General features: G+C 65.6%; 16 protein-coding genes, 2 tRNA genes and 4 pseudogenes. 11 read left to right on the forward strand and 11 right to left on the reverse strand.

Annotated features, from left to right (window positions below; translation table 11 throughout):
- Positions 1–29: 29 nt before the first annotated feature.
- A pseudogene (locus NHF48_RS21025) lies at positions 30–537 on the forward strand (YbjN domain-containing protein).
- Complete coding sequence (gene proC / locus NHF48_RS21030; RefSeq protein ID WP_253072200.1) at positions 534–1,337, forward strand: pyrroline-5-carboxylate reductase; 804 nt, start codon at positions 534–536, stop codon at positions 1,335–1,337. Before NHF48_RS21025 ends, proC begins: the two are co-directional and overlap by 4 nt.
- Before the next feature lie 27 nt (positions 1,338–1,364).
- On the opposite strand, the gene NHF48_RS21035 is transcribed toward proC, so the two are convergent.
- Together NHF48_RS21035 and NHF48_RS21040 are read right to left on the reverse strand one after the other, a co-directional pair.
- Complete coding sequence (locus NHF48_RS21035; protein WP_253072201.1) at positions 1,365–1,514, reverse strand: hypothetical protein; 150 nt, start codon at positions 1,512–1,514, stop codon at positions 1,365–1,367.
- Entirely contained in the window at positions 1,511–2,500 is a 990-nt protein-coding gene (locus NHF48_RS21040; RefSeq protein ID WP_263817003.1) for an endo-1,4-beta-xylanase, read from the reverse strand. Before NHF48_RS21040 ends, NHF48_RS21035 begins: the two co-directional genes overlap by 4 nt.
- Before the next feature lie 199 nt (positions 2,501–2,699).
- Here NHF48_RS21040 and NHF48_RS21045 point away from each other — a divergent pair, with 199 nt between their 5' ends.
- Positions 2,700–4,034: a chloride channel protein gene (locus tag NHF48_RS21045; protein WP_253072203.1), complete on the forward strand. Its 1,335-nt coding sequence runs from the start codon at positions 2,700–2,702 to the stop codon at positions 4,032–4,034.
- On the opposite strand, the gene NHF48_RS21050 is transcribed toward NHF48_RS21045, so the two are convergent.
- From NHF48_RS21050 to NHF48_RS26215, 3 genes and pseudogenes are all read right to left on the reverse strand, one after another.
- Positions 4,031–5,278 (reverse strand): L,D-transpeptidase family protein, encoded by a 1,248-nt coding sequence (locus tag NHF48_RS21050; protein ID WP_263817004.1) that lies wholly within the window; start codon positions 5,276–5,278, stop codon positions 4,031–4,033. The two genes, NHF48_RS21045 and NHF48_RS21050, sit on opposite strands and share 4 nt — an antisense overlap.
- Positions 5,279–5,690: 412 nt before the next feature.
- Positions 5,691–6,071 carry an MBL fold metallo-hydrolase gene (locus NHF48_RS21055; RefSeq protein ID WP_253072204.1) on the reverse strand — a complete coding sequence of 127 codons (381 nt, stop codon included), beginning with the start codon at positions 6,069–6,071 and terminating at the stop codon, positions 5,691–5,693.
- Positions 6,072–6,093: 22 nt separating this feature from the next.
- A pseudogene (locus NHF48_RS26215) lies at positions 6,094–6,423 on the reverse strand (MBL fold metallo-hydrolase); the annotation flags it as partial.
- On the opposite strand from NHF48_RS26215, the gene NHF48_RS26220 reads away from it, so the two are divergent.
- Entirely contained in the window at positions 6,305–6,655 is a 351-nt protein-coding gene (locus tag NHF48_RS26220) for a hypothetical protein (protein ID WP_446741186.1), read from the forward strand. The pseudogene NHF48_RS26215 and the gene NHF48_RS26220 sit on opposite strands and share 119 nt — an antisense overlap.
- Positions 6,656–6,710: 55 nt before the next feature.
- Here NHF48_RS26220 and NHF48_RS21065 read toward each other — a convergent pair whose 3' ends face one another.
- A complete protein-coding gene (locus tag NHF48_RS21065; RefSeq protein WP_253072205.1) occupies positions 6,711–8,633 on the reverse strand; it encodes a S9 family peptidase in 1,923 nt (640 codons plus the stop codon).
- 210 nt (positions 8,634–8,843) lie between these two features.
- Positions 8,844–9,050 (reverse strand): hypothetical protein, encoded by a 207-nt coding sequence (locus NHF48_RS21070; RefSeq protein ID WP_253072206.1) that lies wholly within the window; start codon positions 9,048–9,050, stop codon positions 8,844–8,846.
- A 556-nt stretch (positions 9,051–9,606) separates the two neighbouring features.
- On the opposite strand from NHF48_RS21070, the gene NHF48_RS26225 reads away from it, so the two are divergent.
- The gene (locus NHF48_RS26225) at positions 9,607–11,097 is read left to right on the forward strand and encodes a TonB-dependent receptor plug domain-containing protein (RefSeq protein ID WP_446741187.1); all 1,491 of its coding nucleotides are present in this window, start codon (positions 9,607–9,609) and stop codon (positions 11,095–11,097) included.
- A 155-nt stretch (positions 11,098–11,252) separates the two neighbouring features.
- Entirely contained in the window at positions 11,253–12,836 is a 1,584-nt protein-coding gene (locus tag NHF48_RS26230; RefSeq protein WP_446741188.1) for a TonB-dependent receptor domain-containing protein, read from the forward strand.
- Between the two features lie 199 nt (positions 12,837–13,035).
- Here the strand turns inward: NHF48_RS26230 and NHF48_RS21080 are convergent, their stop codons facing one another.
- The gene (locus tag NHF48_RS21080) at positions 13,036–14,100 is read right to left on the reverse strand and encodes a hypothetical protein (protein ID WP_253072207.1); all 1,065 of its coding nucleotides are present in this window, start codon (positions 14,098–14,100) and stop codon (positions 13,036–13,038) included.
- A gap of 128 nt (positions 14,101–14,228) precedes the next feature.
- On the opposite strand from NHF48_RS21080, the gene NHF48_RS21085 reads away from it, so the two are divergent.
- The gene (locus NHF48_RS21085) at positions 14,229–14,489 is read left to right on the forward strand and encodes a hypothetical protein (RefSeq protein ID WP_253072208.1); all 261 of its coding nucleotides are present in this window, start codon (positions 14,229–14,231) and stop codon (positions 14,487–14,489) included.
- A gap of 184 nt (positions 14,490–14,673) precedes the next feature.
- Positions 14,674–15,798, forward strand: coding sequence for an aspartyl/asparaginyl beta-hydroxylase domain-containing protein (locus NHF48_RS25485; protein ID WP_253072209.1), 1,125 nt, complete (start codon positions 14,674–14,676; stop codon positions 15,796–15,798).
- 182 nt (positions 15,799–15,980) lie between these two features.
- Here NHF48_RS25485 and NHF48_RS25490 read toward each other — a convergent pair.
- Positions 15,981–16,655: pseudogene (locus tag NHF48_RS25490) on the reverse strand (aspartyl/asparaginyl beta-hydroxylase domain-containing protein); the annotation flags it as partial.
- Here NHF48_RS25490 and NHF48_RS21100 point away from each other — a divergent pair.
- Positions 16,599–16,913, forward strand: a complete 315-nt coding sequence (locus NHF48_RS21100) for a hypothetical protein (RefSeq protein ID WP_253072539.1) — start codon at positions 16,599–16,601, stop codon at positions 16,911–16,913. The pseudogene NHF48_RS25490 and the gene NHF48_RS21100 sit on opposite strands and share 57 nt — an antisense overlap.
- Before the next feature lie 361 nt (positions 16,914–17,274).
- Here the strand turns inward: NHF48_RS21100 and NHF48_RS21105 are convergent.
- A tRNA-Gln gene (locus tag NHF48_RS21105) sits at positions 17,275–17,349 on the reverse strand.
- A 52-nt stretch (positions 17,350–17,401) separates the two neighbouring features.
- A pseudogene (locus tag NHF48_RS21110) lies at positions 17,402–18,512 on the reverse strand (branched-chain amino acid aminotransferase).
- A 41-nt stretch (positions 18,513–18,553) separates the two neighbouring features.
- Between NHF48_RS21110 and NHF48_RS21115 the strand changes: the two are divergent.
- A complete protein-coding gene (locus tag NHF48_RS21115) occupies positions 18,554–19,060 on the forward strand; it encodes a MarR family transcriptional regulator (RefSeq protein WP_056485958.1) in 507 nt (168 codons plus the stop codon).
- A gap of 130 nt (positions 19,061–19,190) precedes the next feature.
- Positions 19,191–19,264, forward strand: a tRNA-Gly gene (locus tag NHF48_RS21120).
- Positions 19,265–19,306 lie beyond the last annotated feature (42 nt).

The following is a 19,306-nucleotide window of genomic DNA, read 5'->3' on the forward strand; positions in this document are numbered from 1 at the left end:
TGTCGTGCGATAAGGACCGCCAGGACCCTATGATGCTTGAACACGCCGACCACGACCACGAAGACGCCGCCCCGATCGACATGCTCGAGAGCTATTACGCTGCGCATGGCTGGGAGCACGAGCGTCACGACGACGAGATCGTCGCGACCGTCAAGGGAAGCTGGGCGACCTACGAACTGCGCGCGCTGTGGCGCGAGGACGATAGCGTCCTGCAATTCCTCGCTTTTCCCGACATCAAGGTACCCGACGAGCGGCGCCAGGCGGTGTACGAGACGATCGGGCTGGTCAACGAACAGCTCTGGATCGGCCACTTCGAACTCTGGTCGTCGAGCGGCATCCTGCTGTTCCGGCACGCGGCGATGGTCGACGGTGGCGACGACGGCACGATGTCGCTCGACGCGGCGGAACTGCTGGTCGAATCGGCGATCGAGGAGTGCGAGCGCTTCTATCCGGTGTTCCAGTTCGTGCTGTGGGGCGGAAAGAGCCCCAAGGGAAGCGATCGCCGCGGCACTGATCGAAACGCACGGCGAGGCATGAGCTTTCCGGCAGGTCCGCTGTGGCTGGTCGGCTGCGGCAACATGGGCGGCGCGATGCTGCGGCGGTGGATCGCCGCCCGGCTCGATCCGGCGACCGTGACGGTCATCACGCGTAGCGGGCAGGGGGCACCCGAAGGTGTCCGTTCGCTGACCGCGATTCCCGACGAGGAGGCGCCCGCGACGGTGATGCTCGCGCTGAAGCCGCAGCAGATCGATGCGGCGCAGGCTTTGCTGGCGCCCATGAGAGGCAAGCCGCAGCTGCTCCTGTCGATCCTCGCCGGTGTCGACCACGCGGCACTCTCCCAGCGGTTCGCGGCCGACACGATCGTCCGCGCGATGCCCAACCTTCCGGTCGCGATCGGCAAGGGCGTGACGTTGCTCTACACCGCTGGGGCGTCGGAAGAGGCGATCGCGGCGGCGGAAGCGTTCTCAGCGCAGCTCGGTCACTACGAATGGATCGCCGACGAAGCGCATTTCGATGCGGTGACCGCGCTTGCAGGATCCGGCCCCGGGTTCGTGTTCCGATTCGCCGATGCCCTCGCCAAGGCAGGTGTGGCGCTCGGGCTGCCGGCGGATCAGGCGGCGCGTCTCGCTATCGCCACGCTGGAGGGTTCTGCGATCATGGCGGCCGAGGCGGACGTATCGCCCGCCATACTCGCCGACCGCGTCGCCAGCCCCGGTGGATCGACCCGCGAGGGATTGAACGTCCTCGACCACGACGACGCCCTGGTCGCGCTGCTTACCGCGACGCTTGCCGCCTCCGAACGCCGCAACGCCGAGATGGCCGCTGCGGCGCGCTAGAGGCGGCGTCGAATGTCGTGGGAATCGCTAGCCGCGCGGCGCTGCTGCGGTGAAGGCAGCGGCGATTGCTGCGTGCATCGGCTTGGCGGCGAATGCGGCGTCGTATGGGCAGGGGCGGCGGCGAGCCTTGTCCTTGCGCGGCTCGAAACCCTCGATCCAGCTGTAACGGTCGGTCATGCCCCCACAACAGCACGTCCTTCAGCGCCGGGTAGGCGAACATCAGGTCTAGATAGCCGCGCGTGAAGTCGGCCACTCCCTGGTCGCGTGCGGCGACGTCGGCGGGGGAGATTATTGTCGCGGACGTCGAGCTCGGTGATGACGATGGCATAGCCCATCGCGGTGACGGCATCGATGAAACGGCGCCAATCGCCTTCGAGCGCGGCGATCGTGGCGCGGGTGTCGATGCCTTGCGTGACGAGGTGCGACTGAACGCCGAGCGCGTCGACCGGAACGCCGCGCGCCTTGAACCCCTCCAGCAGTTTGAGGACGCCGGCGCGGTGCTGTGCGTTGCCCGGCTCCCAGCTCATATAGTCGTTATAGACGAGTTGCGCGTGCGGGGCTGCGGTGCGCGCCGTATGGAAGGCAAGGTCGAGCGTCGCCTCGGGGCTGCCGAGTGCGCGGGATAGGGCGGTCGTGTACAGCGTGCCGTCGGCGGGAGTGACCGCCTCGTTGACCACGTCGTAGCTGCGGATGCGCGTACCGTAGCGCTGGCATACCGTTGTGATGTGCCGGACGAGCAACTGTTCCGCCGCACGCGCGGGCGTCGCGCCGAAATCGTGGCTTTCCTCCCATTTCGGCATCCATTTCGGCTGGTGCCACAGGAGGTTGTGGCCGCGGACGGGCAGCGCGTTGGCGTCGGCCCATGCCATCATCGCGTCGAACCGCGTGAAGTCGAAGGTCGTGGCGCTGGGGCGCAGCGCCTGCCACTTCATCTCGTTCTCGGGGACCAGCAGCCCGCAGTCGCGCTTCAGCAGTCTCGCATAGGCCGGGTTGGCGAACGAGCCGCGGTCCGCGCCGGGTTCGCTCCACGCAAAACAGGAGCCGAGGCGCATCCCCTTGGCTGCTGCCAGTGATTGCAGGCTCCCGTCGGCGCCCGTCTGACGCAGGATCGATCGCGCCTGAGCATTCGCCGCAGCGCCGGCAGCCGCGAGCCCCGCCAGCATGCCCAGTCCGTCCCGTCGTGTAATGTCCACGAAGCATCCTCATTATATTTTTGTGATAGCGCTATCGTTGTTAGATATCGGGACGATGTCAATCGCTTACCGGGCCGCCAAGGCCTGCGCGCCGCCAGGTCGCAAGCGGGTGACGCAGGCGGGTGATGGGGCGGGTGACGTGGCGGGCGGCATGAACTAGATCGACATCATGCCTGGGCTCTTCGATCATCTTATGCCGGCGAAACGCTGGACGCCGTCGCGGTACCGTGCGTTGCTGCGTGCACGCGGGCCGCGGTCCGTGCAGTTCCGCACGCGTGCGGCGATCCTGACGGGCGCGATCCTGATCGGGGTGGTCGCGACGCTGTTCGCAGAAGCGGCGGACTGGGCGGCGGGGGTGTTCGCCGGGTACGCGCAGAGCTGGCACTGGCTGCCGCTGTTGACGACGCCATTGACGTTCATGGCGCTGGTCTGGCTGACGCGGCGGTACGCGCCGTTCGCGCGGGGATCGGGTATTCCACAGGTGATCGCGGCACAGGCCGATCCGAACGAGGCGACGCGGACGCTGATCTCGCCGCGCACCGTCGCCGCCAAGGCCGTGCTGACGATCGGCGCGGTGCTAGGCGGCGCGTCGGTCGGGCGCGAGGGACCGACCGTCCAGCTTGCCGCGGCGGTGATGGGCGCGACGCACCGGCTCGTCCGCGTACCGTTGCGGGGCGGCGTGCTGATCGCCGGTGGCGCGGCGGGTGTCGCAGCCGCGTTCAACACACCGCTCGCTGGGCTGTTGTTCGCGATCGAGGAACTGGCGTCAGCGTACGAGCAGCGCGTGACGCTGCTGGTCCTCGCAGCGATCGTCATCGCCGGGATGGTCGCGCAATCGGTGCAGGGCGACTACATCTATTTCGGCGCGATCGGCGCGCATATGCCGCTGTTGTCGGCACTGCTGGTAGCACCGGTCGCCGGGATCGCCGGTGGGATGGCGGGCGGTCTGTTTTCCCGCACGCTGCTGGCGATGGCGCAGAGCCGCAACCGCATGACGACCTGGACCCGCGCCAATCCGGTCAAGTTCGCGGGGGCGTGCGGTGCGGTCGTCGCGGTGCTGGGCGTGTTCACCGGCCTGACCTGGGGAACGGGCTATTCCGCGGCGCGCGCGATGATCGTCGGTGTCGATGCACCCTTGTGGTTCGGACCCGCCAAGTTCGTGGCAACCGCCGCGACCGCGATCGCGGGGTTGCCGGGCGGGATCTTCGCGCCGTCGCTCGCGGTCGGCGCCGGCGTCGGCAATCTGCTCCGCGAAGTGTTTCCCGGCGAACCCGCTAGCGCGATCGTGATCCTGGGGATGGTCGCGTATTTCGCGGGAGTCGTCCGCGCACCGCTGACCGCGGTCATCATCCTGTCCGAGACGACCGCCAGCCGCGGACTGATGCTGCCGATGTTCGCGACCGCGTTCATCGCCGATGCGGCCAGCCAATGGGTCTGCCGCGAGAAACTGTACCACGGGTTGTCGAAGACGTTCGCGATGCCCGCAACGCCGAAAGCCTCTTAGGGCCCGATATCGATCGCCTGCGCCTCGGCGCGTTTGGCGGACGCCTTGGCGAAGCCGAGTTGCTCCGCGATCGGATCGTTCCAGCCGTAAGGATCGGTCCGAAATGCGACCTTGCCGGCGTCGTCGACATAGACGTTGTGGTACAGCAGCCGGACCGGAATGCGGCGGGGCAGGGGGACGAAGCTCGTCTCGCCCGAATCCTGCGCCGTCTGCCACGCCTCGCCGACGCCTTCGTCCTCCGCGAGGATCCGCGCGAACCCAAGCGCATCCTCGACGCGAACGCAGCCGTGGCTCAGATGACGCTGGCTGCGATCGAACAAGCCCGGCGCGGAGGTGTCGTGCAGGTAGATTGCCTGATCGTTCGCCATGTCGAACTTGACCATGCCGAGTGCGTTGCTCGGCCCCGGCTGCTGGACGATCCAGCCATCGCGGACGACCATGTTATGCGCGGTGAGATACTCCTCGCCGACATTGGCCATCTCGCCGTTCTGGATCGATTTGGGCACGGTCCAGGTGGGATTGGCAACCAGACGATAGATCGGCGACGACAGCGCCGGCGTCTCGCGTCCGGGTTCGCCGACGATCACCTTGCGCTGATCGATCATCGTGCCGTCGCGGTAGTAGCGAAGCTGTGCGGCGGCGGTGTTGACGTCGATCCGCGTGGGCGGTGGCGTTCGTGCCAGCCACCGCCGCCGTTCGAGCCCGACCGCGAGCGCGCGCGCACGATCGCCCGCACCGAGGTTCAGTACCTTCAACGTCTCGGGGCCGACCACGCCGTCTGCGGCGATGCCGTAGTCGGTCTGGAGCCCTTTCAGCGCCTCGGCCATTGCCTGCGTGTAGATCATTGGTGCCGGGGTCGTCGGCGGGGTCGCCGTCGGCGGAAACTCCGTCGGTACGGGCGCTACGGCGAGCGGGCCGGTCGACGAGGGAAGATATCCGCTCTCCGCGAGCTGCTCGACGATCGTGGCGACGCGCGCATCGCGGTTGCCGACGCGGATGACGCCGGAGGGTATCGCCTGCACGGGCGTTGCGGTCGACGCCTTGGCGCTGAACGCGAGATACGCGTCGGACAGTTGCTTATACTCGGCATCCTGCGGTGGGAGACCGTCGAACCAGGCGACGAGATCGCCTCTGGCCAGCGCGCGCGACAGCCCGGTGGCGAGATCGACCTTGGGGCGGGGCAGCGTGTAGACCTGATGCAGCGAGGCGGGGTCGACGCGGCCCCTGTGCGAGCGCGCCGGCATAATCGAGTGCGGCCTTGGTTCGCGCGGCATCGTCGACGGGCGGAGCGCCGTCGGCGGGTGCGGGAAGGAACTCGACCCGATCGAGGCCGTGGCGCGCACGGTCGGCAAGGATTTGATCGAAGGCCGCTATGTTTGCCGCGGTCCAAGCGGCCTTGGTCGGAGTGGCCTTGCCAACTGCCTTTGGTGCCGACTTCGACGCGGTGCGGGGCTGGCCTTCCGCGATGGCCTTTGTTGGGGCGATGGGCTTGGGCGCCGGGGCAAATCCACCGAGCGCCAGAGCCAGGACCGGCATGCAACCCAGAGGGAGCTGCATCCGTAAAGTTCGTACTGTCATCGGTAGATAACGTTTGGACCGTTCGATGGGCTCACATCAGCGGCGAATTTCTCGGTTCCTGGGTTCGGCTCCCGTCGATCAGCCGAAATCGAAAACGCCGCCGGGTGGTGCCGCGACAAACCTCTCGCGGGGTATCGTCGCTGCGTCCAGCGCCTCGCCCAGCGCGATTTGCGGCGCGTCGCGTGCTTCGTCGGTCAGCTGGAACGTGCCCCAGTGAATGCCTAGCGCCCGTTTCGCGTCGACCTCGCCGAAGATCCGCACCGCCTCGGCGGGATCGACATGCTGCCCGGCCATGAACCAGCGCGGAGCGTAGGCGCCGATCGGGATCAGCGCGACGTCGGGCGCGCCAAGACGCTCGCGGATCTGGCCGAAGATCGCGCCATTGCCGTACGCGGTATCGCCTGCGAACCAGATCGCACCGGCGGGTGTGTCGAGCCAGTGCCCTGCCCATAGCGCCATCCGGACGTCGCTCGGCCAGCGGTTCGCCCAGTGATAGGCGGGGGGTGATCGTGGTGGTGATGCCCTCGCCGATCGTCAGGCGGTCCCACCAGTCGCCGACGATGCATCTGGCTTTGGGCACCGCGGCGCGCAGGATCGTATCGTTGCCGAGTGGGAGTACGAACAGGGGCGTATGAGCCACTTGGAGCCTGCGCAAAGTGGCGACGTCGAAATGATCGTAATGGCAATGGCTGATGAGCACGACGTCGATCGGCGGCAGGTGGTCGAAGGCGATACCGGGCGCTGCGACTCGCTTTGGCCCGGCGAACGAGACCGGGCTCGCGCGCTCCGACCAGATCGGGTCGGTCAGGATGTTGAGCCCGGCCACCTGGATCAGCATCGAGGCGTGCCCGATCATCGTGACACGGATCCCGTCGACGCGCGCGGCGGGCTTGGCCGGCGTGACCGGCACCGAGCGCGGCCATTTGGCGACGCCGGGCGCCAGCTTCCACCGCAGCACGTCTTTGAGGCCGCGGTCGGTCGGCGCCTGCCCCGGATTGAAGAACTGGAGACCATCGAAATGGTCGGACGGGGGGCCCTGGTAATAACGGTTCTTCGGCATGCGCCTGCCTAGCCCGAAGCCCCCCGGCCGCCCAGACGCTACTTCGCGTTCTTCACGTATTTGTCGAACCACGCGATCGACCGCTGGCGGACGTCCGCAGACTGTTCGGGGCCCGTCACGCAGTGGCCGGCGTCGGGATAGATCACGAGGCTGACGGGGACGTTCTGATCCTTCAGCGCGTGCCACCATTCGATCGACTGGGTCGGCGGCACTTCGATATCGCGCTCGCCGACATAGATGAACGTCGGCGTCCGCGCGGTCTTCGCGTGATAGATCGCAGAGACGTCCTCATACGCCTTCATGTCGTCGTACATCGACTTGCCGAAGAACGGCAGCAGCCACTGGTCGATGCCGTTGGTACCGTAATAGCTGACCCAGTTCGACAGGCCGGCGCCCGCGACGATGCCCTTGAAACGGTTGGTCTGCGTGTTGGCCCACATCGCCATGAACCCGCCATAGCTGCATCCGCCGAGGCCGAGGCGCTTGTCGTCGACCGGCGCGACGCGCTCGACCGCATCGACGCCGGCCAGCACGTCGCGCAGATCGCCACCGCCGAAGTCGCGCTTGTTCGCGGCGGTGAATGCCTCGCCCTGGCCGTAGCTGCCGCGCGGATTGGGCAGGAAGACGTAATAGCCCGCCTTGACCAAAGCGGCGTTGAGCGAGGTCGGGTAGAGATAGCCGGGCGTCGAGGCCGCCGATGGGCCGCCGTGGACGATCGTGATCATCGGCGCCTTGCCGGTCGGTGCGATGCCCGAGCCGGGGCGGGGCGCGAGCAGCCAGCCTTGAACGTCGAAGCCCTCGTTCTTCCAGCTGATGCTCCGCGCGGCGGCGAGCGCCGGCATCGCGTCGTTGTCGTGCGTGATCTGCTTCACGCCCTGTCCCTGGGAGCCGAGCGGTCCTGCGTAGATCGCCGGTGCATGCTCGTAATCTTGTACCACGGCGGCAGCGATCCGCCCGTCCGCTGAGAACACGGCGCGGCCATCGCCTGCGCTCGAGCTTGCCGGCTTGGCAAACCCCGGCACGACCGACTGCCCGGGGGTGAGCGTGCCGAACTGCATCTGGTCGCCGGCCAGCGTCACGGTGCGCAGGCCACCGCGGGTCCAGGCGATCGTCGTCACCGTCGACTTGGCGCCGGCGGTGACGTTGCGCGGGGTGCCGCCCTCCAGTCCGACCGTGAAGACGTCGCCGCCGATGGAGCCGAAGTCGCTCATCAGGCCGCCGACATAGGCGACGGTGCGACCATCGGGGGACACCCGCGGCTGGTTGATCTGCGTCGTCGGCTTGGCAATCGAGCGGACCGCGCCGGTCTGCGCGTCGATCGCGTCGAGCGTCGCCACCCACCAGTTGTTGTCGCCATTGCCGAGCGCGGTCGTCGCGACGAACCCGCGGCCATCGGGCGTCCAGTCATATTCGTAGACGTAGCGCCCCGCAGGCGAGAGCGGCGTCACCGTCGTCGTCGCCTTGGCGATGTCGAACACCGCGAGGCGTTGCTCGTCGCTCTTCTCGCCGATCTCGCCGATCATCCGGACACCGGCCTGCGTCGCGCCCGATTCCTTGGCCGCGCCCAGTGTCACCAGCAGCGCGATCCGCTTGCCGTCGGGCGACACGCGCGGAGTCTGCGCGATACCGGCGATGATCGCGACGGTGCGCGTCGCCTTGGCGTCGGCATAGGTCAGCCGGACATTGCCCGCCGCGGTGTCGCGGACCAGGAATATCAGGTCGCCGTTGGGCGCGAAGGTCAGCCCCGCATAGCTGCACGTCGCGCACGGATCGATCGTCCGCAGCACCCGCCCGTCGGCAACGCTGCGCAGCGTTATGACACCATGCGCGCCGCTGCTTTCGATGGTCGCGGTACGATCGCCCGCAGGCGACAGCGCGAGCCCACCATATTGGTGGAGCGTCTGCGCGGACGCAGGCGCGGCGGTCGCGAGGAGAAGGGCGGCGGTGACGGTAAGACGCATCGGGGGCTCCGGCAGGACAGCGGTTGCCCCTGCTTAACGCTTGGCCGACCTGCGGCAAGCCGGTGTCGTGACTACGCCGTCCAAAGACCTCGCGTCGCGACCGCCAGGCATCCGTAGCGGGCCGAAATCGTCCGTAATCGCGGCTTCGTACCTGCTAGCTCGGGCAGTGAAATCCACGAGACGCGCTTAAGCCTATTTTTGCCTCAGTCACTAGCGCTGACGCTTCACCAAAACCGGTCGTTCGCCGTCGATCAACGCTTTGAACCCGCCGAAACCAGACTGTTTGATGATGACCGCGGTGCCGGGGCGCGGTGCGAGCGTCAACGGCTCGATCGTCTCCCACGCCGTATTGTTGGCCAGCTGGATTAAGTAACGCGCGTAACTTGACGCCCTTACACCGGTGATCGTCGTCTTCACCTCGGTAACCCTCGTGAGCCGGTCGGCCTCGCCGCCGCCAAGGGGGGTTTTTTGCCGCATCTGCGAGCCCGAATCGCTGCTGTTTACGCTCGACGACAGCTGCGCGGTCCAGCGCCAGCAAACTGCCGGACTTGCGCGCGCTCGCTATCTCGCGAGCGGCTGCGTCGAAGCATGAGAGCCGAGCAGCATCGGTCGCAACCTGCTGGCATTCCGCAAGAACGTCCAATGTTCGCGACGAGGTCCGATCGGGGGCGGCGGTTGCCGGTTCACCGCAGGAGACGCCCGCCAGAGCGAGGAGTGCAAACGGAACGCAATAGGCACGCAAATCACGCATTGGACTACCTCGAGACGAATAAAGGAAAGAATCTATCGGCCGACACCGGCGGGGGACACTATGTTGCGCTTATGTCACGCTAATGTCGCAAACGGAACTCAAAAGGTCCGAATCGACGATATTCATTGCGGTGCGGTAATAGCGATCGATACACCCCTCCCAGAGCCGGTTCTTTTTCCGGGGGCAAATGCACGGCGATACGCCGGCAACAAGGGGGCTAATATGACATCTGCTGCTCGTGCACACCTGCTTGCGACCACGCTGCTCATGGGAGCGGCGACGCTTGCCACGCCAGCGTTCGCGCAAGTCCAGGGTGACAATTCGGGGATTCGCGCTGGGGGCGCGAGCGCGACCCAAGCAACCACGCCGGGCGCGAATGCCCAGGGTGAAGTCGGCATGACGACGTCCGAAGCGGCGCCGACCACCGAGAACAGCCAGGGCGACATCGTCGTCACCGGCTCGCTAATCAAGAATCCGGCGCTGATCGCATCGGCGCCGGTCCAGGTCATCGGCCAGGAAGAAATCCAGCTTCGCCAGTCGAACACTGCCGAAGACATCCTGCGCACCCTTCCAGGTGCCGTGCCGAGCATCGGTTCGGCCGTGAACAACGGCAACGGCGGCGCATCCTACGTCGATCTTCGCGGCCTTGGTTCGTTCCGTAACGTCGTGCTGCTCGATGGCAACCGTCTGGCACCATCGGGCTTGGTCGGTCGCGTCGATCTCAACAACATCCCGCTCGCACTCGTCGAGCGTGTCGACACGCTGACCGGCGGCGCAGCTACCACTTACGGCGCCGACGCAGTTGCAGGCGTCGTCAACTTCATCACCCGCTCGGACTTCTCGGGCCTTGACGCATCGGTCTCGAACCAGATCACCGAGCGTGGCGACGGTTCGTACTTCCGCGGCGACATCACGATCGGAGCGAACTTCGACGACGGTCGCGGCAACGCGGTATTCTCGGTCGGCTATCAACAGTCAGACCCCGTCTATCAAGGCGATCGTGACTACTCGATCAACAACGTGAACTCGTTCAGCGGTGCACTCGGCGGTTCGGGTACTTCGGTCCCCGCAAGCCTTACCGGTACTCGGACGCTGGTGAACGGCATCGCCAACACGGCGCCGCTATATGTCCAGACCGGAACGACGGCAGCAGGCGTTCCCATTCTCGCGTTGAACCCAGGCGGCATGGCCAATCGTGGAAACAGCCAGATTGGCTCGAACGGGCAGGCCGTTGCAGCTTATGCGCCGTTCAATTTCAACCCGTACAACATCTTCCAGACGCCGTTCGAGCGTTTCAACATGTACGGTGCGGCGCACTACGACGTTTCCGACAACATTGAGGTCTATACGCGCGGCCTGTTCTCGAAGAACACCGTGCAGACCATCGTGGCGCCATCGGGTTCATTCGGCTCGCAGCTGGTTGTGCCCCCTCAGCAATCCGTACCTGCCTGCTGCGCTCCGTACTCAGCTCTGCGCTGCCAACATTGCACCCACAACGCTCGGCGTAACTGCAGCTGGTGCTTCGGTTGCCGCTCAAACTACTTATACGCCGCGCTTTACGCCAACGGAATGCGCGGCCGCCGCGATCGCGACAAGCCCGACGGATCCAAACTTCCGGACTGCGACGACGACCCTGTCGCGTCGTACTCCAGAAGTGGGTCCGCGTATCTCAAACTTCCAAACTACGATTTTCGATTATCGAGCCGGCGTTAAGCTGGGCATCACCGAGGGCATCAAGCTGGACGTGTCGGGTGGTTACGGTGAATCCGAGAACACGCAGACGCTGCAGGGCTACGTCCTGACGTCGCGCTTGCGCTCGGCAGCGTATGCTACAAACACCACGACCTGCCTGGCTGGCGCTCCCGGGGGTGCTGCGCTTGGTGCAGGGACGGGTTGCGTTCCCGTTAACCTGTTCGGCGCGGAGGGGGACGCTCACGCCAGCGCAGGTTCCCTACCTGCTCGGCGAGAGCACCACGACGATCAAGACATCGCTTGCTCAGGCTCGTGCAGTATTGAACGGCGACTTCGGCTTCGCATCGCCGTTCGCAACCGACTCGGTCGGTTTCGCGGCCGGTTCCGAATATCGTAAATATCGTGCGTCGCAGCGCTCGGATACCCTGGCTCAAACGGCTGGCGAACTCGGTGGCGCCGGTGGTGCTGCTCCGAATGTCGATGGCGGGTATGAGGTTGTCGAGGGTTTCGGCGAAATCATTGCGCCGCTCGTCCAGGATAAGCCTTTCTTCCAAAGTTTGACGTTGGAAGTCGGTGGGCGCTATTCGCACTATAAGGTGCTCGTTCCCACCTCGCCGACCTACAATACGACGACCTACAAGGCTGGTGGTAGCTGGGAGCCAGTCGTCGGCGTAAAGCTGCGTGGGAACTATCAGCGTGCGGTTCGCGCTCCGAACATCAGCGAACTGTTCTCACCGCTGACCACCGGACTGACCAATCTGGCGACCGATCCATGCGCTGGGACCGCGCCTGTTTCGAACGTCGTGTTGCGCAACGTCTGCGTAGCGCAGGGCGCACCGGTTAGCACGATCGGGACGATCCAAGCGGATCCTGCTGGTCAGCCGAACGTCACGACCGGCGGAAACCTCAACGTCCGGCCGGAAAAGTCCGACTCGTACACGTTTGGTGTTGTTCTCCAGCCTACTCAGCTGATCCCGGGTTTCTCGGTCACGGTCGATTACTACAACATCAAGGTGAAGGGCGCGATTTCGAGCCAGACGCCTGACGATGCGATCAACGCCTGCTTTGGTCCTTCCTTGAGCGCGGCTAGCGCAACTTCAGCTGCCTGCACTGTCATTCGCCGTAATCCGGCGACGGGCAATCTCTACGGCGATAGCGCCACTACTCCCGGCCTGTTCTCGCCGCTGTCCAACCTTGGCCAGATCAAGACGGACGGTATCGATCTCGGCATCAATTATCGTCGCGATATCGGATTTGCGAAGATGGCATTGTCGTTCCAAGGCAACTGGACGCATGACTCCAAGTTCCAAGCAACGCCAACCTCGATCAACCGCGAATGCACCGGCTATTATTCGGTCAGCTGCGCATCGATCCAGCCGGAGTTCTATTGGAATACCCGGGCGACCTTCACGTTTGCCGACAGCGTCGATGTATCGCTCATGTGGCGCCATATCGACGGTGTTAAGCAAGAGCCTTACGACGTGACGGACGGTAGCGGTCCTGCATTCGCAGGTACGTTCGGCGGCGACACGGTCAACTTCGGTCGCATCAAGGCGCACGACTATTTCGATCTGACCACGCGTATCGCCGTTGCAGAGAACTTCGACTTCACCGTTACGGTTCAGAACCTGCTCGACAAGGAGCCGCCGATCGTTGGTTCGACTGTTGGTTCGACCTCGTACAACAGCGGCAACACCTATCCGTCGACGTACGACGCGCTGGGCCGTCGCTTTGCGGTCGGGGCACGACTACACTTCTAGGATCTCGACGATCCGATCTCGGGGCGGCTCTTCGGAGTCGCCCTTTTTTTGCCCGTGGGGGTCGTGAATGGGGTCGCAACCTTCGTGCCGCGCGGGGCCGGCTGGTTGGCGCGAAGGAAGACGCTGCGTCTCAGTTTGACATGACGGGGTACGCAGGATCCCAGCCATCGGCGGCGTGAAGCTCCGCTCCGCTTTTTGCTCAGTCGAGAAGCGGCGCCGGTGGATCGAGTGCTACGCCGGCCCCGCGGGCGACCGCTTCGGCCCAGACCAGGACCTTGTCGATTTCCTCGGCGTGGAATGCCGCACCGTCGATCTGTTCGCGCGTGCGGTCGGCAGCACGGTACGCCTTGCCGTCCTTGGCGTTGCGCCCGAACGCGTCGCTTGCCGCCAACGCGTCGATTGTCGCGGGATCGTCGGCCAAGCCGAACAGGGTACAGAGCGCGGCCAGCGCCGGGCGGGGCGCGGCGAGCAGTGTCTCGCTCTGCAACGATCGCACGCGTCCCGGAAACCGCGACGCGAGCGCTTCGAACAGGTCGGCCTGCGCGATCCAGCCGACCGCCGCGACCTGCAGGTCGGTCAGCCGGAAATAGTCCTCGGGCGCGAATCCAAGGTCGACCATTCCGTCCGCCAACTGTTTGGCAAGCAGTTCGCGTACCCACAAACGCCCCCACATGCCCTTGCGCGCGATCGACGTAAGGAAGACCCGCAGTGGCGCGTACAGGAGCACCGCGTGTGCCTCTGGTCGAAGCGTCATCATCGTCGGAGCCAGTGCATTGACCACATTGGACGGCTTCACGATCACCGCCTCGCCCGGCACGAATGCGCGCGACAGCAGCGTGAGTGCGCTGTCGAGCCGGTCGGCGACCTGTGCCGGGTTGCCGCCGCGGTGGCGCCAGCCGACAAGGTCGTTGAGAATGAGCGGTTCCTTCAGCGTCGACGCAAGTCCTGCACGGTCGAGGATCTGCGCGAGCAGGGTCGAACAGCAATAGGCCGAGTGGAAGATGAAATGAACCGGATCGATCCGCGGGATCATGGCGATCGCCTGCTGGCGGGGGACCACGACCGGTGCTGTCGCAGTCGGCAGGAATTCATCGGTCAGGAACGTCGCAGCACTCCGCATGGCGCGGTCCGCGGCGATCAGGTGAACTGCGTCGTGACCGGGATCGTAGCGATGCGCGAGCCATTGCGGGTCGGTGATCCGAGCGGCGGGGAGCGTGCCGGCGCCTATGTTCTTAGTCGAAGGATATCGCGCAGAGATGCTCATGCGGCAAAGGGATCGCATATCACGGCGCTGATCGCCACCTGCGAGGCGCGATCATGCGATTTCCGATTGTGCCCGCGGGCGAATGCGGCATGATACTGCTAAGAACACGATGCCCGGGAGGTTATGCGATGATGAAGCGGATTGCGTTTGGTCTGGCGACGATTGTCATCGCGACATCCTCTGTAGTCGCGCAGCAACCCGAACCGGCGGCACCGGCGAAGGCGGTTGCCAAACCCGAACGGCAGATCTGCAAACAGTCCGCGCCGTCCGGCTCGCTGATCGAGAGACGGCGGGAATGCCACACACGGGCGGAATGGAGCCGGATCGCGCAGGAAGGTCGCGCGGCGGGCCAGGACGTGGTCGATCGCGCGGCAATGGGCGGGCAATAAGCGCGTCTGGCGATCGATATGAGCAGTCATCCGGGGCAACAGGTCGACACGCTGCTGCGTGACGCGGACCAGGCACATCGTGCGGGCGATACAGCGCGGGCAGGGGCGGCGTTTCGCGATATCTTGGCGATCGCGCCTGACCATCCGGTCGCGCTTAACGCCCTCGGGATGGCGGCGCTGGGGCGTGACGACCGCGCCGCGGCGGGAATATTTTGCGCGGGCAGCGGCTGCCGATCCCGCCGCCGCACCGCTCTGGATGAACCTGGCGAGCGCACATCGCGGGTTAGGCGATGCCGTGGCGGAACGAACCGCGCTGGAGCGGGCGCTGGCGCTCGACCAGCGCAACCTGATGGCGAACGTGCGGCTTGCCGAACTGCACGACCGGACCGGCGATGCGGCGCAGGCGGCGTTCCGCTGGGGCGGGGTGGCGACGATCGTCCAGTCGATGGCGGATCGATCGCCACCGCTCGATCAACTGCTGGCGCGGGCGTCGGAGCGGATCGCATTCCACGCGCGCGCGCTGTCGGACGATGTCGATGCCGCGATGCAGCCATTGCGGGCGGGTGTGAGCCCCGCACAGCGCCGCCGGTTCGATGCGTGTGTCGATGCGATGCTGGGGCGTCGGACGATCTACGCACCCGCGCCGCACGGAATGCATTTCCCATTCCTCCCGGCCGACGAGTTCTTCGCGCGCGACCATTTCGCCTGGCTGGCCGAGTTCGAGGCGGCGACACCCGTCATCCTCGCCGAACTGAAGGCGTTGCTCGCCGAACCGTCGGCGGGCTTCACGCCTTACGTGACGATGCCGCGCGGGACGCCGGCCAATCTGTGGAGTCCGCTCGATCGCTCGGACCAGTGGAGCGCACGCTATCTGTGGCGCTACGGGGTCCGCGACGACGCGGTCTGCGCGCGGTGTCCGCAGACCGCGGCGATCCTCGATGCGTTGCCGCTGGCGGATATTCCCGGCCGCGCACCGACCGCATTCTTCTCGGTCCTCAAACCGGGCACGCATTTGCCGCCGCACACCGGGGTCAGCAACATTCGTTCGGTCGTGCACCTGCCGCTGATCGTCCCCGACAAATGCGGTTTCCGCGTCGGCGGCGAGACCCGCGAATGGCGCGTCGGCGAGGCGTTCGTGTTCGACGATACGATCGAGCACGAGGCCTGGAACGACAGTGACACGATCCGGGCCGTCCTGATCGTCGATGTCTGGAACCCCCATCTGACGGCTGACGAGACGACCATGCTGCGCCGCCTGTTCGGTTCCCTCGGCAACAAGCTCGGTAATAGCGGAGACGTTGCAGACTGAAGCCGGTGCCGACGGGCGGCCCGCAGGGATATGCTCAGCCCGTGTCGATCGCCGCGCCCCTGATAGGTGTCGATGGCCTCGAAGATGTCGGTCAGCGCGGCGCGTTCGTCGGCGGTCAGTTCGGGCCGCCAAACCTCGAACAGCAGGACGATCCGGGTTTCCGTGCCACGGTTCCACGCCTCGTGCTCGAACGAATCGTCGAAGATCAGCATTTCGCCGGTCTGCCACGTGCGCGTTTCCGCGCCGACCCGCAGCGCGCATCCTTCGGGTGCGATCAGCGGCAGATGACAGATCAGCCGCGTGTTGAGCATCCCGTAATGCGGTCGAATGTGCGTGCCGGGCTTCAGCAGCGAAAAGATCGCCATCGGCGAGCGACCCGCGATGATCGGGATCTGTGCTTGCTCGAGCGCGGCCATGGTATGCGGACAGGAGGATGCGTTGGGTTCCACGCGCTCGCCACCGCGCCACAACTGGAATGCGCTCCAGCTCGGATCGTCGAGCAACGGGTTGGCCGGCGCTGGCCGGTCTGGCGTCGACTGGACATAGGGCGCAAAGCCCTTCTCGGCCGCGACGACGCTTTCGAGTTCGGCACGCATGTCTGCGGTCGCGGCCTCCATGGCTGCAACCCACGCGAACTCGTCGCGCTCGAAGAACGCGCGTTGCGCAAGCCCGGGAAAATAGAACATCGACGGCTGTTGCAGATACAGTTCACGCCGTCCGAGCAGCAGGTCGAGCGCGTACCGCGTACGCCCTCCTGATACGCCAGCGGCAAGACCAGTCCCCGCCAGCGCATCGCCGAGATGTGCGGCAAACCGTTTCGCGCAATCCGCCAGGAACGCTTCACCGGCCTTCAGCATCGGCACCAGGACGGGCGCTATCGTGGCATTCGGCAGCGTGGCGACGTTCAGCGCGGTGCGATAAAAGGATTGCGCCGCGCGCTCGTCGCCGCGTCGGACCTTCAGCGCGGCCATCGTCAACAGCGCAGCCAGGTGGCGTGGTTCTGCTGCCAGGAAATGCACCAGCGCGGTTTCCGCCTCGTCGTCGCGGCCGAGCGACTGTGCGGCTTGTGCGATCAGGAACCAAGGCGCGGGCATGCCCGGTGCACCGTCGCGTAGAAGGGACAGCGTTTCATAGGCGCGTGCCGCATTACCGTTGCGGAGCGCAGCCATCCCGTCGCGCGCGAGAGTTTCTGCTTGAGGCCGGGTCAGTTGCATTCCTCCAGCGTAACGAAGTGGAGGCGGATGCCAAGTGCGCGGGGCTCGCCTGGCCTAGGCGGGGCATGCTCCGGCCCATGAATGCCCTGTGACCATGATAGCCGAATTTCGAAGTGTCGATAATCGATCAGGCGACGCGGTGATAAGCGACCTGGAGCTAAGCCAAGGCTGTGACCAGTCCGCGGCCACGCCGTTGGCGGTCGGCCGTGCTACTGGCGGCGGCTCGCCAATAAATACGGCAGATCCGGAATATGGAAAGACTTGGCTGGGGCGGCAGGGTTCGAACCTGCGCATGGCGGCATCAAAAGCCGCTGCCTTACCACTTGGCGACGCCCCAACAGAGGCGGCCTTATAGCGGGGCAGCGGCGTGTGAAAAGCCCTTGCGGACGTCAATCCGCGAGATGGTGCAGCCAGTTGTTCTCGTCGGGCGCAGTACCGCGCTGGATCGAGACGAGCGCGTCGCGCATCCGCATCGTCAGTGCGCCCGGAGCACCGTCGCCGATCGTGAATCGGCCCTCGGGGCTGGCCACCGTTCCGATCGGCGTCACGACCGCCGCGGTGCCGCAGGCGAACGCTTCGACCAGACGGCCGCTGGCAGCGTCTGCGCGCCACTGGTCGATCGTGTAGCCTTCCTCGCGGACCGTAATGCCGTTCGCGCGCGCGAGCGTCAGGATCGAGTCGCGGGTGATGCCGGGCAGGATCGTGCCGGTGAGGGCAGGGGTCGCCATGCTGCCGTCGTCGAACACGAAGAAGATGTTCATGCCGCCGAGTTCCTCGACCCAGCGCCGCTCGGCCGCATCGAGGAAGACGACCTGGTCGCAGCCGTTGCGGATCGCTTCGGACTGCGCGAGCAGGCTCGCCGCGTAGTTGCCGCCGCACTTCGCCGCGCCGGTGCCGCCCTGAGCAGCGCGCGTGTATTGCTGGCTGACCCAGATCGACACGGTGGGGGGCGCCGCCCTTGAAATAGGCGCCGACCGACGAGGCGAGCACCATGTAGAGATATTCGGCCGACGGCTTCACGCCAAGGAACACTTCGCTCGCGAACATGAACGGGCGCAGGTACAGCGCGCCGCCATCGCTCTCCGGGATCCAGTTCGCATCGGTCTTCACGAGGCGCTCGACCGATTCAAGGAACAGCTCGGTTGGCAGCTCGGGCATCGCGAGGCGCCGTGCCGAATCCTGGAAACGGCGCGCATTCGCCTTGGGACGGAACAGCGCCGTGCCGCCATCGGCGAGTCGATACGCCTTCATCCCCTCGAAGATCTCCTGCGCGTAATGCAGCACCGACGACGCCGGATCGATCGTCAGCGGTGCACGCGCCGTGATCCGCGCGTCATGCCAGCCCTCGGTTTCGCTATAGCGGATCATCGCCATGTGATCGGTGAAGACTCGCCCGAATCCGGGATCGATCAGCCGCTTTGCCCGCTCGTTCGCCTCGACCGGAGTCGCGTTCGGCTCATGGCGGAAGGCGGAAGACGGCGTAAAAGCTGGAACGGACATCGAAAATCTCTCTCGTTGCGGGTTGCCGACGACTACGGGCGATGTCTAAACCGGTCAACATGCCTGCCACTCCGTCTTCTGCTTCACCCCTGTTCCTTCGCGAACCCGAACTCCGCCGCGGCATGGAGCTGCTGTACTTCGGTTATAGCCACCTGACGCGGTCGATCGACCAGGGTCTTGCCGAAGAGGGGCTTGGCCGCGCGCACCATCGCGCGTTGTATTTCATCGCGCGAAAGCCCGACATGACGGTGAGCGAGCTGTTGTCGCTGCTGGCGATCACCAAGCAGTCGCTGGGACGCGTGCTGAACGAACTGGCGGACCGCAAGCTGGTCGAGACGCGACCCGGCGAGCGCGACCGGCGGCAGCGTTTGCTGCGGTTGACAGCCGAGGGTTCGAAGATGGAGCGCGAACTGTTCGAGGCAGCGCGAGTCCGGATGGCGGACGCATATGCGAGCGCGGGGCAAAGCGCGGTATCGGGGTTCTGGGCGGTGCTCGAGGGACTAGTGCCCGAAGCGGACCGTTCGCAGGTGTTCGGCCTGCGCGGTTAGGTGATGCGCCGGAGGGCAGACTGGCTCACGCGGGACGATTTGGCGTTGACGTCGCCGCAAGGACTGTGGCACTCGGCCGGTCATCGAGAGCCGGTGCAAGACCCGGACCGACAGGCGTAGATCGCCGTTAGCGGGTGTAGCTCAATGGTAGAGCTTTTGCTTCCCAAGCAAGTGACGAGGGTTCGATTCCCTTCACCCGCTCCACGTTTTCGCTGAAGTCCCGAATGTCGCCGTTCCGCGGCCGCC

This window comes from Sphingomonas sp. H160509 (assembly GCF_024124765.2).
GTDB lineage: Bacteria > Pseudomonadota > Alphaproteobacteria > Sphingomonadales > Sphingomonadaceae > Sphingomonas.